We start from the raw sequence: 16,108 nt of genomic DNA on the forward strand, positions 1-16,108 counted from the left end.
CCTTCGCGACGGTGCGACGGGTCTCGCGGACCCGCCCGCGCTGACTTTCTGACGTCTCCATGACGCGACGTGCGGCCGAGGAAGGTCAGAGGCGAAGGGCCCCTCCGCAGCGTCAGCCCCGGCAGTGGCGAGCCGCGGGGCGGGCAGCCTGACCGCCGACGCGCTCAGCCCTCGGCGGTGGTCAGCAGGACGCGGCAACCCGCCGGCGACTCGTTGCTGATGAACAGGCCCTCGCAGAGCTGGCGCGCCACCCACAGTCCACGAGGGCCGACGGCCTCGGGGTAGGCGTAACCGGACAGCGGGTCGGCGATTCCCGAACCGGCGTCGGTGACCAGGCAGGTGAGCCTCGACGTCTCGGCCCAGGCCTTCAGGTGGACTGTGGCCCCACCGTGCTGGAGGGCGTTGACGAGTGCCTCGTTCACGGCCTGGACGAAGGCGTCGATGACGTGGCGCGCCACCGCGCTGGACGCCACAGCACTCTGCGCCACCAGGTGCCGCGCCGACCTGAGGTCCTGCTCGCTGCGCAGCGTCGCGCTCAGGGTCGGCGCTGAGTCCGGCGGCCCGGGGACGCCGGCGGCCGGGTTGGTGAGGAAGTCTGCGGGGTGCTGGTACTCGGGGCTGGCGGTGCGATGCGCTCCTGTGCTCACGCAGGGATGGGTCGCCCGCGCCGCGGCGATGGTCTCGGGAGGCAGGGCCCGCAGGTCGTAGGTGCACAAACCGTGGAAGGCGTACGGGCTCAGCACCTCGTTGACCGCGGACTCGTACCGCGCCCAGGCAGCGTGGCCTGCGGGGTTCTCGCCCAACGGGACCGTCCCCGTGACCCAGAACTCGGTCGATGCCGGGCTCTCCGCCAGCTTCCGCTGGTAGGCGAACAGGGTGCGCATCGGGGACAGGTAGAGGTCCCGGTCCAGCCCGTACTCCAGGCGTGGGTGCGCGCCGAGCACCGTGCGCAGCATCGCAACGCGTTCCGGGGCGCTGTGGACCAGGACGTGACCCCCGGACGCCAGGCCCTGGTCGACGAAGGCTCGCGTCCCCTCCACCAGGTCGTGGTCGCCGTCGTGGACCAGCAGGTCGTGGCTGTAGGACCCGGTGGCGATGGGGCGGTGCGGGCTCACGACGACCCCTCGAGGCTGAACCCGTCGAGCCGGTCCACGCCCAGCAGGCGAAGGAGGTGGGCGACGTTCGGCTGGGCGGACCGCAGGCAGACGGTGCCCCCTCTGGCACGGTGCGTCTCCGTCCCCGTCACCAGGGCTCTCGCCCCCGCGACGTCGAGGAAGTCGAGGGCACCGAGGTCCACGACGAACGCGGAGTCGTCCTCGCGGGGCTCGGCGCTGGCCGCCGCCAGCGCCAGGTGCAGCATCCGTGCGTCCGAGCGGTCGACCTCTCCGGCGACGGCACAGCCGTCCGGAAGGGGGGTGGTCTGGACCAGCGCGCCGCGAAGGCCGTCAGCGTGCAGGGCGCACACGGTCTGCAGCGTCGCCTCCCCCAGGCGGGAGGAGTACTGGCACAGGACCGACACCGGCTGCGAGCGGCACATGAGGTCGGTCATCGCCTCGACGGAAGCGTGCACCTCGGGGGACATGACGCTCCACGCGGTGTCGGCCTCCGCGGACCACCGCACCGTGGGGTAGCCCTCCGCCAGCGCGTCCTCCAGCACCTTCGTGAACCACGTCTCGCGGTAGAACCTGTCGTCCCCGGCACGGAAGACCTCGAGCTGCCCGCGTTCCAGGACCTCGTCGGCATCCACCCCGTCGTCCTGGAGGACACGCACCAGCGACCGCTCGGTCGCCACGTCACGAGGTTCGATGTAGACGATCTTGGCGCCGAGGTCCAGGCCCCGGCGGACCCATGCCGACACTCCGGCGCGACGCTGGCTCTCGCTGTCGTGGACCAGTACGAGGTGGCCGTCCCAGCTGAGCGACCGCCCGCCAACGGGCTGCATCTGTGCAGCATACGCCGCGCGGGGAGCCCCGGACCGGACGTCGGCCACGGGTCCGGAACTCGGCTACCGGCCACCCCCGAAGGTCTCGAGCAGGACGGCTCGCTCCGCACCGGTGAGGTTCGTGGCCACGAGCTTGCTGTGCATGCCGTGGAAGCGCTCGCCGACCCGGTCGAGGTCGCCCTCGTCGGTGACGACGAACAGCGCGGAGGTTCCTTCGGTCACCTCGGTGCGGATCGTCTGCAGCTGCTCCTTGGTGATGCCGGTCCCCTCCGTCGCCTTGCTGATGGCTCCGATGGCGGCTCCAGCCACGCCGCCGACCACGGGCACCAGGAAGAGCGCCCCGACCAGGAGGCCCCAGAAGGCGCCCCATCCCGTCCCCCGCATCGTCTCCTCGTGTCCGTGCCTGGTGTTCGGCCGGGACGCCCCGACCGGCCACGAGACGACCGCGTGGTCGAGGATCTTGATCAGGCCCTCCGACGCCGCGCGCTGGAGGATCGAGGCGGCTCGGTCCGCGCCGTCGGGTCCGTCGAACTTCCACACCGTGAAGGCGGTCATGGCCCGCTCCTTTGCTCATCCTCTGACGTGGCGACCTCCGACGTGGCGGTCCCACCCCACCACCCAACACACGGTGGCGGGCGCCGGCGTCACCCGGGGCGGGTGATACTCGCCCGGCTGCACCACGCGCGACGGACGTGTCCTCGGTGACCAGCGGCGGGCACCGCCGGTCATCCCGGCGGGATGACGCAGGCCGGCGGTCGACCGGCGGATCATGACCTGACCGGGCGGGGCCGAGTGGACCTTCGAGGTGGAACGTTGTCCGTGACAGCCATGGTCGTCGTCACCTCCAGCATCTTCATCTGGGGGATCCTCTCGGGTCGCCTCGAACGGGCAGACCTGACCGCGCCGATCGTCTTCATGGGGCTCGGCGCGCTCGTGGGGGGCGCCGGGCTGGTGGACGTCGAGCAGGCGCCGGAGCTCCTCAGACCCCTGGTGGAGCTGACCCTCGTCTGGGTGCTCTTCGCCGACGCGGCTCGGGTGCCGGTCCGCGAGGTGCGGGCCGACATCGGCCGGTACGCCCGCCTGCTCGGCATCGGGCTGCCGTTGACGATCCTCGCGGGGTGGGGACTCGCGGCCTGGTTCTTCCCGGACCTCGGCCTCGCGCTCGCGCTGCTGGTGGGTGCCGCCCTCGCCCCCACCGACGCGGCGCTGGGGGTTCCGGTGGTGACCAACCCCGTGGTCCCGTCCCGGATCCGGCGGCTGATCACCGTGGAGAGCGGGCTCAACGACGGGATCGTCACGCCGGTGGTGATGCTCGCCATCGCCGCAGCAGCCTCCGCCGAGGGGCTGGCCGACGCCCCAGGGCTGTGGGAGGCGCTCGCCGAGCTCGCCGTCGGGGGCCTGGTCGGCGTGGTCGTCGGGGCCGGCGGCGGGTGGCTGCTGCAGCGCGCCCGGAGGGCCGGGTGGGCGGGCGAGGACTTCGCCGGCATCGCCGTCCTCGCCCTGGCCCTGCTCGCGTACGCCGCCGCGCTCGGCCTGCACGGCAACGGGTTCATCGCGGCGTTCTGCGGAGGTGTGGCCTTCGGCGCCGCGGCCGGCCGCCTGGGACGTGTCGAGCTGGTGTTCCTCGAGCAGGCCAGCGGCCTGGTGTCGCTGCTCGTGTGGCTGGGGTTCGGCGCCGTCGCGGTTCCCCTCGTGCTCGAGAGGGCCAGCCCGCTGGCCCTGCTGTATGCCGTGCTCAGCCTCACCGCGGTCCGCATGCTGTCCGTCGCGGTGGCCAGCGCGGGCACCGGCCTGGACCGCGAGACGGTCCTGTTCGTCGGCTGGTTCGGGCCCCGGGGGCTGGCCTCGCTCGTCTTCGCGCTGCTGGCCCTGGAGGAGCTGGGAGCCGGCGCCGACGAGGCGGTCGCGGTGGTTGCCGTCACCGTCGTCCTCAGTGTGCTCGCGCACGGAGCGAGCTCGGGGCCCCTGGCGCAGAGGTACGGCCGGGCGATGGCGGCACGGGGGTCCGAGCGCGGCCCGGCCGTCGCCGACCTCCCCGTGCGTGGACTGCCCCGTGCGGCTGGTGAGTCCCGTGCGGCTGGTGAGTCCCGTGGGCGGTGACCGCGGCCCGACCGTTCGCGCCGCTGGACGTCGGCGCCGGAGCCCGATCATCCCCCTGGTCGACCAGCTGCGCTCCTACGACCGCTCGTGGCTGCGCGGCGACCTCATCGCCGGGGTCGCCGTCGCGGCACTGATCGTCCCGAAGAACCTGGGCTACGCCGGCATCGCCGGCATTCCGTTGCAGAACGGCCTGTATGCCGCGGCGGCCGGCGCGATCCTGTACGCGCTCTTCGGCACCTGCCGGCAGATCTCGATGGGACCGAGCTCAGGCCTGGCGGCCGTGGCCGCGAGCGCGGTTCTGGCGGCCGGCATCACCGACGAGCAGGACGTCGCCACCTTCGTTGCCGGCATCACCCTGGCGGCCGGGATCCTGTTCCTGCTCCTGGCCGTCCTCAAGATGGGCTGGATCGCGCAGTTCCTGTCGCGGGCCGTGGTCACCGGCTTCCTCTTCGGCGCGGCGATCGATGTGGTCATCGGGGAGCTCCCGAAGCTCACCGGGACGGAGGTCTCCGGCTCCAACCCCCTCCAGGAGCTGCGGTCGTGGTTCGGGACCCTGGGAGAGTCGCACCTGACGACGGCGCTCGTGGGCGTCCTCGCACTGGTCGTCGTCTTCGGGCTGAGGTCCGTCGCGCCGAGGGTGCCCGGGGCCCTGGTCCTGGTCGTCGGTGGGCTGCTGTCCACGTGGCTGTTCGACCTCGGTGGCCACGGGGTGGCACTGGTGGGCGACGTGCCACGGGGGCTGCCCTCGCTGGAGATCCCCGGGGGCCAGCTGGTCTGGGACAACGTGGGCACCATCGCGCTGGCGGCTGTCGCCGTGGTCCTGATCGGGTTCTCCCAGACCGCCGGGGATGCACGGGCCTTCGCGGCCAGGCACCGGTACCAGATCGACGTCAACCAGGAGTCGCTGGCCCAGGCGGTGGCCAACACGGGCGCGGGGGTGTTCCAGGGGATGCCCGTCTCGACGAGCCTGTCGGCGAGCTCGCTGAACGACCGCTCCGGGGCCAGGACCGGGCTGGCGTCCCTCACGTCGGGGGTCACGGTCCTGCTGACCCTGCTCGTGCTCGCGCCCCTGTTCTCGAGCCTGCCCAAGCCGGTGCTGGCGGCCCTGATCATCGAGGCCGTGGTCATGGGCATGATGAACGTTCCTGAGATGCGGCGGCTCGCCAGGGTGCAGAGGTTCGACTTCTGGATCGCGGTCGTGGCGATTCTCGCCACGCTGGTCCTGGGCGTGCTCGCGGGCGTGGTCATCGGCATCGGGCTGTCACTCCTGTGGCTGGTGTCGGTGGCGACCCACCCGGAGATGCCGGCCCTCGGGCGCGAGGAGGGGACCCAGGTCTTCCGCGAGCTCGACGAACACCCCGGCGACCTGGTGTTTCCCGAGGTCGCCGTGATCCGGCTCGACGGCGGTCTCTTCTTTGCGACGGCGGACGCGCTGGAGGACCGCCTGCGCGAGGTCATCCACTCCTCGCCGGGCCTGACCGGGATCGTGCTCGACTGCGAGGCGATCTCCTTCGTCGACTCCCAGGGCTCAGCCGCGATGGCGGACCTGGTGCAGCTGGCCGAGGACTCGGCTGTCAACCTGCGGCTCGCCCGGCTGAAGCCCGTGGTGCGCGCGACCCTGGACAGGGATGGCGTGATCGAGCGCATCGGCGCCGACAGGATCCACGGCAACGTCTACCGGGCCGTGGACGCGGAGCTCGCAAGGACGAGGCCGGATACCGACATCGCACCGGGCTGACCGACACCGGGGCCTGGTCGTCCGGAAGGCCCTCCGTCCCGACGCGTGTACCGTCGGGAGGAGGGCGAGGTTCTGTGTGGGCCACGGAAGGGGACCACATGTCGCTTGGGGTGCGGCGTCGATGGGCATGGTCGCTGGGTGCGGTGGCCATATGCCTTGGACTGGTCGTCGGCTGGGCGCCACCCGGCCCAGCCCGTGCCGCGCTCAGCGGGCTGACGGCGTTCGTCATCGACGGAGACACCGCAGGCCCGGACGACTGGGACGACCTGCCGCAGAACCTCCTCGAGAACCAGCAGGTCGGCGACGTCTGCGGCAACGGCGTGCTCGACCCGGACCAGCTCGACGGGAAGCTGGCCGACCTCGACCTCGACGCCCCCGAAACCACCCCGGGCAACGTCGTGGGCAAGGGCGACCTGTGCACGGTCTGGCGAGCCCAGGAGGCGGTGCCGAACGCGGCGGGCGGCTACGACGTCGTCCTGTACGGCGCGTGGTCCCGCTTCTCCGGCAACGGGGAAGTGACCCTGTACTGGCCACTCCTCGGCCCTGCTCCCGGCAAGATGGACGACCTCCTCATCGCCTTCGACTTCGACGCGAGCGGTCCGGGCACCCTGGGTGTCCTGCGGTGGGGCGGCAGTGACTGGGTCTCGTCCGGGACGCTGCCACCGGGCACCGTCGACCTCGCCCTCGACGACCCGGACAGGCCGCTGTTCGGCGAGTTCGCCGTCAACCTCACCGGTGCCGGGCTCTGGGACGGCGCGGCCGACTGCACTGCGTACACGAGCGACTTCGTCTTCACGCGCACGGGGAACTCCGCGTCCGCCGAGCTGCAGGACTACGCCGGTTTCGCACCCGCCCCCATCAGCCAGTGCGGGGGCCTGGTCGTCCAGAAGGTGACGACGCCGGCTGCCCCGGACCCGGCCCAGGACTTCGGCTACCTCCTCACCCGTGACGGCGGCGGCGACGTGGTCGCCGGCGTCCCCAGCGTGACGGGTTCGCTCACGGTGCCTGGTGCCGAGGAGGACACGCACTCGGACGTGGTCGCGGGTCACGACTATGTCCTCACCGAGCCCAACCCGCCGCCCGGCTGGAGCCTTCGCTCGATCGCCTGCACGGCACTCGACCCAGCCTCCGGCGAAACCAGCACCGTCGACGTCACGGCAGGGGGGACGTTCCCGGTGGCACCGGGCCACACCACCGAGTGCACGGTGGCCAACCTCGGCCCTGCGACGCTGACGATCGAGAAGGCGACGATCCCGGAGGCGGACACCCAGGAGTTCGGCTTCACCGCCGACCGCCCCGGCGGCGACCCCGTTGCGCCGTTCTCCCTGTCGGACGGCGCAAGCCACCCGATCCCCGTCGGCTCCGGCGACGTCGTCACCGTGACGGAAGTCGTCCCCGCCGGCTGGGAGCTGTCGGCGGTGGACTGCCGTGGCGACGACGAGGCGGCAGCCGACCTGGGGGCAGCGACCGCCACGGTCCGCGTCGACGCCGGCGAACAGATCGTGTGCACCTTCGTCAACGCGAGCGCCCCTGCCACCAGGGCCGCGCTGGTCATCGAGAAGACGGTCCCCGCACCCGACGGCACCGGCTTCGACCTCACCGTCACAGGCCCCTCGGCGGATCCATCGGCCTTCACGCTGGCTCCGCCGAGGCCCGCCCGCCGGGTGGTCCACGTGACCCCGGAGGCCGGCGGCTCGACATATGCCGTGAGGGAGACGGTGCCCGAGGGCTGGGACCTGGTCGGTGCGCGCTGCCGGTCCCGGACGGGACCCGTCCCCGTCAGTCCGCTCCCCGACGGCCTCAGCCTCACCGTCTCGCCGGGGCAGGTGGTCTACTGCCGTCTCGCCAACGAGCCGGTTCCGCCCCCGGCGCGCCTCACGATCGTCAAGTCCACGACGCCGTCGGGCGGCACCGGGTTCGGCTTCGCGACCCGCGGACTCGACCCCGCTGCCTTCACCCTCGCCGACGGGCAGTCCAGGGTGTTCGACGACCTCGCGGCGGGCAGGTACCGGGTCACCGAGGCAGTCCCCCCCGGCTGGGCCGTGAGCGGCAGCTGCAGCGACGGCACCCGGCTCGAGGGCGGAAGGGTCACCCTCGCGCTCGAGGCCGGGGATGACGTGGTGTGCACCTTCCAGAATGTCCGGCAGGTGTCCCTGACCGTGACCAAACAGGCCACACCGGCCTCCGCCCAGGACTTCGCCTTTGCCGTGGCGCTCAACCGGGCGGCGCCGGTCCGCGTCGTGCTCGATGACGACGGTGACGAGGTCGACGACCCGGACGCCGGGCGCCTCGTCAGCAGCATCACCGGCCCTGCGCTGCCACCGGGCCTCTACACGATCACCGAGTCGGCGACCGTCGGCTGGCGGCTCACCGCGCTCGGCTGCAGCGGCGGCCAGGTCGTGGAGCAGGACGCCACGACCGGTACGGCGACCATCCGACTGACCCCCGGGCAGTCGGCCGAGTGCGTGTTCGAGAACGAACGGGGGCCGACTCCCTCCCCGACAACGGCTCCTGCCCCGACGACCACGGCGCCCACCCCCAGCCCCCCCGCCACCGCGACGACCGGTCCGCCCGCCCCCTCCGCGACGCCGGTCACCCCACTGGAGCCGGCCCAGGAGCCCGGCGGCGACCTGCGCAGCACGGGCGCGAGCGGCGTGCGCGCGACGGTCCTGGCGGGGCTCGCGCTCGTCGGTCTCGGGCTGGTTCTGGTCGTGGCGGTGCGGCGCCGGAGCAGCTGACCTTGCCGGTTCTGCTCACGACGACCACCTGACAGGGCCATGCTGGGGCCATGCCGGCACAGGTGCGTTGACCCCGGCCACCGGGCCCTGGTCGCCGCCGGCGTCGCCCTCACGACCGTTGGGATGGTGATCTGCGTGGGCGCAGAGGTCAGAGGCGGCCCTTCCGGCACGACACCGTTCAACCGACGGCTCGCCGTCCTGCTGGCGATGGCGATGTTCGTGCTCGTCGTCGACACCTCGCTGATGAACGTGTCCATCTCGGCGGTGGTGGAGGACCTGGACACGACGGTCAGCGGCGTCCAGTCCGCGATCGCACTCGAGGCCCTGGTCTCCGCCGCGTTCATCCTCATCGGCAGCAAGGTCGGCGACCTGATCGGGCGCAGGAAGGCGTACGTCCTCGGACTGCTCGGCTACGCCGTCGGCGCCACGGCGATGACGCTGGCGCAGGGCCTCACGGCGATCATCGTCTTCTGGGCCGTGGTGGGCGGTGTCGGGGCCTCCTTGCTCCTGCCGGCCATGCAGTCGCTGATCCACGGGAACTTCGAGGGCGCGGCGCAGAAGCGGGTCTACGCGCTGGTCGGCGCCGCGGCCGCCATCGCCGCCGCCGTCGGCCCCCTCGTGGGTGGGTTCATCACGACCTTCCTGTCGTGGCGGGTGGGCTTCCTGCTCGAGGTGGTCATCATCGGGGTCGTCCTGTCCGGGATCGGGATGGTCCAGGACGTGCCGTACACGGGCCCCCGCGAGGTCGACACGGTCGGCGCGATCCTGTCGGTGCTGGGCATGGGCGGCCTGGTGCTCGGCATCCTGGTGTGGCAGGAGGGCGGCGAGTCCGTGGGCGCGCTGCTGGCGGTCGGCGCCCTGGGGCTGGGCTCGCTCGCCTGGTGGCTGGCGCGGCGCAAGCGCGAGGAGCGGCCGACGCTCATCGACCCGGGACTGTTCACCTCCCCGGTCTTCAGGTCGGGCGTCACGGCGCAGATGCTCCAGCAGGTGGCACTGGGCGGCACCATGATCGCGCTGCCGATCTACCTGCAGATGGTGCTGGAGTACAACGCGCTGCAGGCGGGGCTGTCCCTCGCCCCGCTGTCGCTGAGCATGTTCGCGATCGCGATGCTGGCGGGCAGGAAGGGCGGAAAGAGGCGCCCGGCCAGCATCATCCGAGCCGGCTTCGGCCTGCTCACCCTCGGCCTGGTGGCACTCATCCCGGTCGTGCCACGGGCGGACTCGGGATGGCCCCTCCTGGTCCCGCTGCTGGTCGCGGGGTGCGGGCTCGGCCTGCTGGTCTCCCAGCTCAACAACTACACCCTGTCCCCGATCTCCGAGGAGCGGGTCAGCGAGGCCGCCGGGGTGAACTCCGCGGCAGGGTCGTTCGGGCTGTCGTTCGGGCTGGCGTTCGCCGGAGCCATCATGCTCGCCACGCTGTCGCTCACCTTCACGCAGATGGCGCAGGACAGCACCGTCCTGCCCGCAGCCGAGCAGCAGCAGGTGGCCCGGGCGCTGGAGGACGACGCCGAGGTCATGAGCAACACGGCGCTGGAGGAGCAGCTCGCCGGTCAGCCCGAGGACGTCCAGGACGAGATCATCCGCATCAACACCGAGGCGCGACCACTGGCCCTCCAGGTGGCCCTCGCCGTGCCGATCCTGGCCGCCCTCGCGGGCCTGCTCGACTCCCTCCGCATGATGCGGCTGCCGGACCCCACGCCGTCAGGCTCGGCCGAGGGGATGGTCCTGGGCTGACGCGAGGAACACCGGCACCTGCCCCTGGCACGGGAGGGTCCGCCAGGGCATGACGGCGGGTGGCCCGCCTCACTCGATCCGGGCCATGGCTGCGCCCTGCGACACCCCCTCGTCCTCGTCGACCAGCAGCCGGATCGTGCCCGGCACCGGCGCCTGCACCTCGGCGGCCACCTTGTCCACCTGCACCTCCGCGATGAGCTGTCCGGCGACAACCTGCTCGCCGTCGGCGACGAACCAGGTGGAGACGACACCCTCGGCGGCCGGGCTCTCCCTGGACATCTGGGGAAAGGGCACGTCGGTCATCGGTGCGCCGTCACAGATCTGCGGGCGCCACCACTCACGCCCTCGTCACGCGGTGCAGCGCCGCCTCGATCCTGTCGTGCCGGGGCAGGATGGCGTACTCCAGCGGGTGCGAGTACGGCACCGGCACATCGGGGTTGGCCACCCGCGCCACCGGTGCGCGCAGCATGGTGGGGTCGACCTCGGCGACGGTCGCGGCGATCTCGCCCGTGAGGCCGAAGGACTGGTAGTCCTCGTCCACCACGACGAGCCGCCCCGTCTTGGAGACGGACTCCAGGACGGCCTCCCGGTCCAGAGGGACGAGCGAACGCAGGTCGATGACCTCGACGTCGATGGTGCCCGCGAGCTTCTCTGCGACGTCCAGGGCGTGGTGCACGGACAGGGAGAGGGTGACCACGGTGACGTCGGAGCCCTCACGCGCGACGCGGGCGCTGCCGATCGGGACGGTGTAGTCCCCGTCGGGGACGGCGTCAGTGGCGCGGGGGTTCTTCGCCATCCAGGGCAGCCCCATCACACCCTTGTGGAACATGTAGACGACAGGGTTGTCGTCCCGGATCGCCGAGGCCATCAGGCCCTTGGCGTCCGCGGGGCTGCTCGGCACGACGACCTTCATGCCGGGGAGGTGCGCGAAGGTGCCCCACAGGCACTGGGAGTGCTGGGCGCCGTCGGAGTAGCCTCCGCCGACGGCGGTCGTCAGGACCATCGGGACCCGGACGTTGCCCCCGGACTCGAAGTGGATCTTGGCCATGTGGTTGTAGATCTGGTCGAGGCAGACGCCCATGAAGTCGGCGAACATCAACTCGGCGATCGGCCGCATCCCCTCGACGGCCGCGCCGGTGGCCAGGCCGATGAAGGCCGTCTCGGAGATGGGCGTGTCGATGACGCGCGACGGGCCGAACTCGTCGAGCAGCCCGGCGGTCGAGCTGAAGATGCCGCCGTACGCGCCGACGTCCTCGCCGAGGTACACCACCGACGGGTCGCGGCGCATCTCGATCGCGATGGCCTCGACCATCGCCTTGGCCGTGGTCAGCCGGTGGGTGCCTCCGAGCTCCGCCACGGCCGGGGACTGGGTCGTTGTCATGGTGTTCTCCTTCCGGCCTCAGGCGAAGACGTGGGCGCCGGCGTCGGACGGGTCGGGCATCGGGCTGGCCTTGGCGTAGGCGACGGCGTCCTCGACACGCTCGCTGGCCTGTGCGCGGATCTGCGCGCACAGGCGGTCGTCGAGCAGGCCGTCGACCCGCAGGCGTGTCTCGTAGGCGGGGATCGGGTCCCGGCTGGGCACGTCCTCGAGCTCGGGGCGGTAGCCCTGGGCGTCTCCCTCGAAGTGACCCCAGAGCCGCAGGGTGTGCACCTCGATGAGGGTCGGCCCCTCCCCCGCGCGGGCGCGCGCGACCGCCCGTCCGGCCGCGGCATACACCGCCTCGACGTCGTTGTCCTCGATCCGCTCAGCCGGTATGCCGTATGCCGCGCCGCGCAGTGCGTTCGAGGGCACCGCGGTCGACGCGGAGCGTGGCACGGAGATGCCCCAGTCGTTGTCCTCGACGACGAACACCACCGGCAGCTGCCACAGGGCGGCGAGGTTGAGCGACTCGTGGAATCCCCCCTGGTTGGCCGCGCCCTCGCCGGTCACAGCGACCGCGATGCGGTCGGTGCCCTTGCGGCGGAAGGCGAAGGCCTGCCCGAGCGCCGGCGGGTACCCCTCGGCGATGATCCCGGAGCAGGAGAAGTGCGTGTCCGGGTCGAAGAGGTGCATGTGACCGCCCCGACCGCGGCCGAGACCGGTTTCCCGGCCGAAGATCTCGGCAGCCATCTTCCTCAGGTCCATGCCGTGGGCGATGGCGAGGTGGTGGGGTCGGTGGGTCGCCGTGACCGCGTCATCGGTGGTCAGGTGGGCGCAGACCCCCGCCGCCACCGGTTCCTGGCCCGCGGCGAGGTGCATCTCCCCCGGCACCAGCCCCTTGCCGATGTCGAAGCCCGGTCCCTTGTCGGCGTGGTACTCGCGCAGCATCGCCTCCTCGAAGGTGCGGGCGAGGACCATGGTGCGGTACAGGTCTCGCCTGGTCTCGGCGTCGAGGGCGGCTCCGGGTGTCTGCTGGGGCCGGTCGGGTGCGGTGGTGCTCATGGGTGACCTCCTGCGGTGGTGGTGTCCCCCTGCGTCGTCGAGTGCGTGGGCGGCGTGCGGAAGCCCTGGCCACAGGCTAGGTCCGGCACAGGAGACGAACAACGGGCATTTGGTCCCGACACGCGCGGGCTCGGCGGCGGGTCGGGAACCCGCCTCGGCCAGCCCTGCCGCCGTCGCGTGACGGCGCCACCGCCTGGCCCCTAGACCTCCCGCTGCGCGGCGAGTGCCGCCACGTCATCGTCCTGGGACGGGTCCCGCATCCGCTCGACCAGGCGGGCCAGCGATGCGGGCAGATCGGGCCGGCCCAGGAGCGGCAGGTTCCGGTGGAGGCGCTCCAGCCCCGCGTCGATGTCCTCGTCGCGCCTCTCGATCAGGCCGTCGGTGAACGCGAGCAGCGTGTCGCCCGGCGACAGCGTCACCCTGGACTGCCCGCGGCGCCCTGCCGCGGCACCGAGCGGCGGCCCACCGGCCAGGGGCAGCTGCTCGACCCCCAGGTCCCGGCGCAGGATGAGCGGTGGCGGGTGCCCCGCGTTGGCCACGAGGAGCTCGTCCTGCTCCGGGTTCGCCACCATGTACACCAGCGTGACGAGCTGCTCGCGGCCGTACTGCGCGAACATGAGGTCCAGCTTGCGCATCACGACCTCGGGTGTCGGGTCCACGACCGCGTAGGCCCGCACCGCGGCCCTCACCTGGGCCATCGCCGCCGCGGCGGCGACCCCGCGGCCCATCACGTCACCGACGAAGAGGAGCAGCCTGCCGTCCGCGAGGACGACGGCGTCGTAGAAGTCCCCGCACACCTCCGTGCGACCCGAGGGGCTGTAGTGGTGCGCCACCTGCCAGCCGGCCACGCTGGGCAGCGCCTCGGGCAGGACCGCGCGCTGCAGCTGGTCGGCCGCGGCCAGCGTCTGGCTGTGCAGCTCGGCGTTGTCGATCGCGGACGCCGCCCGTCGGGCGAGGTGCTCCGCGAAGCTGACGTCGTCGGGACCATACAGTCGCTCGGACTCGCTGTTGACCCAGGTGATCACGCCGACGACCTTGCCCCGCGCCTTCAACGGCACGGTGAGGGCGCTGCGCAGGTGCAGCTCGCGTGCGATCCTCAGCTGCTCCTCGTCAACGGCGGCGGCGACGAGCATCTCGTCGGTGACCTCCGGGATGAGCTCGGCACGGCCGGTCCGCACGACGTTCCACGGACCGGTGGGGGCATTGGGGTCGGGCGGGTACCTCCGCTGGAGCTCCAGGGCGAACTCGACCTTCGCCGGGTCGACGTGCGCCACAGCCACCCGGTCGAGGCGGCCGTCCCGGACGACGTCGATGGCGCACCAGTCCGCGAACGTGGGAACCGCCAGACGGGCCACCTTCGCGAGGGTGGCGTCGTAGTCCAGGCTGCTCGCGAGCTCGATCGACGCGTTGGCGAGGAACGTGAGCCGGGTGGTCTGCTTGGCCGCCTCCTCGGAGGCGTTGATGCGGTCGAGCGCCTGGGCGCAGGTGTCGGCCATGACCTCGAGGAAGTCGAGCTCGGCGGAGTCCAGCGCCCGGACCCCGGGAAAGGACAGGCTGATCGCGCCGATGGTCCGGGCCGTCACGCGCAGCGGCAGGCAGATGATGGAGCGTTGGCCGCGCGCCGCGCTGGGGATGTCGGGGTACCGCTCGGCGATCGCCGCCTCGCCTGTGAGGACGAGGCGCTCCCCGGTCCGCACGACGTCACTGGCCGGCGTCCGGATGTCGAGCGAGTACCTGGCCCACTGCTGGGCATCCCCCTCGCGGCCACCCCTGAGTCCCGCCAGGCGGAGCATGTCCTCGCCGTCGCGCAGCGTCAGTGCCGCGATGGTCGCACCCATCGCGTCCGCGGTGTGGGCGGTCACGATCTTCGTGACGGCCTCGACCGTGTCGGCCATGACCAGCTCGGCGGTCACGCGGGCCAGGCGCGTCAGGCTGTCACCCAGACGGCGCGCACCACGCAGGGTGTCGGGGTCGGTGCCGGAGTCGTCCACGACACAGACCAGCCCGACGACGTCCTCGCCCTGCCGCAGCGGCCGGCACCGCACGTCGGCGGTCCGCCGCGCGCCGTCGCCCCGCGCCACCTCCAGCCGGCCCTCCCACGGCGACCCGCCCAGGACCTGATCCACCGCATCGGCCATGGCGACCTGCTCGTTGTCCTCGAACAGGCTGGCCAGCAACCCACCGCCCACCAGGGCCCCGCCCGGGGGGGTGAAGAGCCGCTGGGCCACCTCGTTGGCGTGCACGACCACACCGGAGAGGTCGACGATGAGCGCCGCGGTGTCGAAGGCGTCGACCAGGCCCGGGTCGGCAGGCCACGAGCCTCCACGGTTGACGGTCACCGGGCCATCATCACAGGCCGCCCCTCGCCGCGAGCGGACTTTGCCCGGACAACCTCGCGGGTTCACACGCCCCGCCGCGCGGACGCTGCGTCCCGCGCGAGCCGGGCCAGGTGACGTGCAGCCCTCAGCGGCTCCGGCGTGCGCCACCGTGGGGTCGTGCGCAGAACCACGTCGACGGCCGCAGCCAGGTCCACCCGCCAGCCGGGGTGGACCACCAGCGGTCGCACGCCCTGCCGCGTGCGGACCCAGCACGCCACCACCGTGTCGCCGATCCGCAGCCGGCTCACGGCGCCACGGCGGTCCGCCGGCCACTCCCCCTCGGCGAGCAGTGGGCGGTGCGTGACACCCACCGTCGGCATGTCCAGCTCCGCACCGAGCTGCACCGCGAGCCCAGCCCCCCGGGGGTGGTCACGACCGGTGGCGTCGAGCAGAAGCACCTCTGGCCGCGCCGTGAGGCCGCCGACGGCGAGGTCCGACAAGCGCCCGACGCGGAGGGCCAACAGTCCAGGGGCGTAGGCCGCCCCTGCCACCCCGCTGGTGACGAACCGGTCGACCACGTCGCCGTCGGCGACCACCACGGACGCGGCCCACGCCGGGTCCCCCGCACTGCCGGCACCCGTGTGGCCACGGGGGAAGCAGACCCAGCAGCCGCCGGCCCGGAACCTGCCGGGGGGCGGGCTCCACGCCTCGGGACGAGCCTGTGCCAGCTCCCGCTGCTCGCGGGTCAGCGCCTCCGCGTCGGCGGGCCACATGTGGCCATGGTGACGCACACGGCCGCCTGGCAGGCGGTGCGGTCTGGCGTCACGGGCCTTCGGGGGCCTCCGTCTGCGCGATGTCCGGCCGACAAGTGCCCGACACGCCGGCGTCGGCAGCGCCCGCGGCGGCGAAGGAGCCGGGTGGAGCGGCTACGACGCCTCTTCCGTGACGAGGAACAGCGACATCAGCAGCACGACGGCGATGGCCACGACCAGCGGGGCGGTGGTCCTGCCGCCCCTCCTCGAGCGCACGACCAGGGCGGTGATGAGTCCCAGCAGCGTCGCCCCGGTCAGGATGGCGAGGACGTCGTCGATGTCCATACGAGGCTCCCCCGTCGTG

At 72.6% G+C, this 16,108-nt stretch carries 13 protein-coding genes; 4 read left to right on the forward strand and 9 right to left on the reverse strand.

Annotation, left to right across the window (positions count from 1 at the left end):
• Positions 1–164: 164 nt before the first annotated feature.
• The 3 genes from VIB11_RS08535 to VIB11_RS08545 form a co-directional block, all read right to left on the reverse strand.
• On the reverse strand, positions 165–1,115 hold the full coding sequence (locus tag VIB11_RS08535) for an MEDS domain-containing protein (RefSeq protein WP_332030267.1): 951 nt from the start codon (positions 1,113–1,115) through the stop codon (positions 165–167).
• Positions 1,112–1,942 carry an MEDS domain-containing protein gene (locus VIB11_RS08540; RefSeq protein WP_332030269.1) on the reverse strand — a complete coding sequence of 277 codons (831 nt, stop codon included), beginning with the start codon at positions 1,940–1,942 and terminating at the stop codon, positions 1,112–1,114. Before VIB11_RS08540 ends, VIB11_RS08535 begins: the two co-directional genes overlap by 4 nt.
• A 63-nt stretch (positions 1,943–2,005) precedes the next feature.
• Complete coding sequence (locus VIB11_RS08545) at positions 2,006–2,497, reverse strand: DUF1269 domain-containing protein (protein WP_332030271.1); 492 nt, start codon at positions 2,495–2,497, stop codon at positions 2,006–2,008.
• 264 nt (positions 2,498–2,761) lie between these two features.
• Between VIB11_RS08545 and VIB11_RS08550 the strand changes: the two genes are divergently transcribed.
• From VIB11_RS08550 to VIB11_RS08565, 4 genes are all read left to right on the forward strand, one after another.
• Positions 2,762–4,042, forward strand: a complete 1,281-nt coding sequence (locus tag VIB11_RS08550; RefSeq protein WP_332030315.1) for a cation:proton antiporter — start codon at positions 2,762–2,764, stop codon at positions 4,040–4,042.
• A complete protein-coding gene (locus tag VIB11_RS08555) occupies positions 4,023–5,780 on the forward strand; it encodes a SulP family inorganic anion transporter (RefSeq protein WP_332030272.1) in 1,758 nt (585 codons plus the stop codon). Before VIB11_RS08550 ends, VIB11_RS08555 begins: the two co-directional genes overlap by 20 nt.
• Before the next feature lie 143 nt (positions 5,781–5,923).
• Positions 5,924–8,518 carry a prealbumin-like fold domain-containing protein gene (locus VIB11_RS08560; RefSeq protein WP_332030274.1) on the forward strand — a complete coding sequence of 865 codons (2,595 nt, stop codon included), beginning with the start codon at positions 5,924–5,926 and terminating at the stop codon, positions 8,516–8,518.
• 123 nt (positions 8,519–8,641) lie between these two features.
• Positions 8,642–10,252 carry an MFS transporter gene (locus tag VIB11_RS08565; RefSeq protein ID WP_414695787.1) on the forward strand — a complete coding sequence of 537 codons (1,611 nt, stop codon included), beginning with the start codon at positions 8,642–8,644 and terminating at the stop codon, positions 10,250–10,252.
• Between the two features lie 69 nt (positions 10,253–10,321).
• On the opposite strand, the gene VIB11_RS08570 is transcribed toward VIB11_RS08565, so the two are convergent.
• From VIB11_RS08570 to VIB11_RS08595, 6 genes are all read right to left on the reverse strand, one after another.
• Entirely contained in the window at positions 10,322–10,555 is a 234-nt protein-coding gene (locus tag VIB11_RS08570; protein WP_332030276.1) for a lipoyl domain-containing protein, read from the reverse strand.
• A gap of 34 nt (positions 10,556–10,589) precedes the next feature.
• Positions 10,590–11,633, reverse strand: coding sequence for an alpha-ketoacid dehydrogenase subunit beta (locus tag VIB11_RS08575; RefSeq protein ID WP_332030278.1), 1,044 nt, complete (start codon positions 11,631–11,633; stop codon positions 10,590–10,592).
• Between the two features lie 18 nt (positions 11,634–11,651).
• The gene (locus VIB11_RS08580) at positions 11,652–12,674 is read right to left on the reverse strand and encodes a thiamine pyrophosphate-dependent dehydrogenase E1 component subunit alpha (protein ID WP_332030279.1); all 1,023 of its coding nucleotides are present in this window, start codon (positions 12,672–12,674) and stop codon (positions 11,652–11,654) included.
• A 200-nt stretch (positions 12,675–12,874) separates the two neighbouring features.
• Entirely contained in the window at positions 12,875–15,013 is a 2,139-nt protein-coding gene (locus VIB11_RS08585; protein WP_332030281.1) for a SpoIIE family protein phosphatase, read from the reverse strand.
• A 62-nt stretch (positions 15,014–15,075) separates the two neighbouring features.
• Positions 15,076–15,765: an endonuclease V gene (locus VIB11_RS08590; RefSeq protein WP_332030283.1), complete on the reverse strand. Its 690-nt coding sequence runs from the start codon at positions 15,763–15,765 to the stop codon at positions 15,076–15,078.
• 153 nt (positions 15,766–15,918) lie between these two features.
• Positions 15,919–16,089 carry a hypothetical protein gene (locus VIB11_RS08595; RefSeq protein WP_332030285.1) on the reverse strand — a complete coding sequence of 57 codons (171 nt, stop codon included), beginning with the start codon at positions 16,087–16,089 and terminating at the stop codon, positions 15,919–15,921.
• Positions 16,090–16,108: the final 19 nt, after the last annotated feature.

The organism is Pedococcus sp., assembly GCF_036554925.1.
GTDB lineage: Bacteria > Actinomycetota > Actinomycetes > Actinomycetales > Dermatophilaceae > Pedococcus_A.

Bases quoted from the DNA above. Each gene is read 5' to 3' on its own strand.
- VIB11_RS08540 (WP_332030269.1), bottom strand. From the start codon at position 1,942: ATGCAGCCCGTTGGCGGGCGGTCGCTCAGCTGGGACGGCCACCTCGTA.
- VIB11_RS08545 (WP_332030271.1), bottom strand. From the start codon at position 2,497: ATGACCGCCTTCACGGTGTGGAAGTTCGACGGACCCGACGGCGCGGAC.
- VIB11_RS08565 (WP_414695787.1), top strand. From the start codon at position 8,642: ATGGTGATCTGCGTGGGCGCAGAGGTCAGAGGCGGCCCTTCCGGCACG.
- VIB11_RS08570 (WP_332030276.1), bottom strand. From the start codon at position 10,555: ATGACCGACGTGCCCTTTCCCCAGATGTCCAGGGAGAGCCCGGCCGCC.
- VIB11_RS08575 (WP_332030278.1), bottom strand. From the start codon at position 11,633: ATGACAACGACCCAGTCCCCGGCCGTGGCGGAGCTCGGAGGCACCCAC.
- VIB11_RS08580 (WP_332030279.1), bottom strand. From the start codon at position 12,674: ATGAGCACCACCGCACCCGACCGGCCCCAGCAGACACCCGGAGCCGCC.
- VIB11_RS08590 (WP_332030283.1), bottom strand. From the start codon at position 15,765: ATGTGGCCCGCCGACGCGGAGGCGCTGACCCGCGAGCAGCGGGAGCTG.
- VIB11_RS08595 (WP_332030285.1), bottom strand. From the start codon at position 16,089: ATGGACATCGACGACGTCCTCGCCATCCTGACCGGGGCGACGCTGCTG.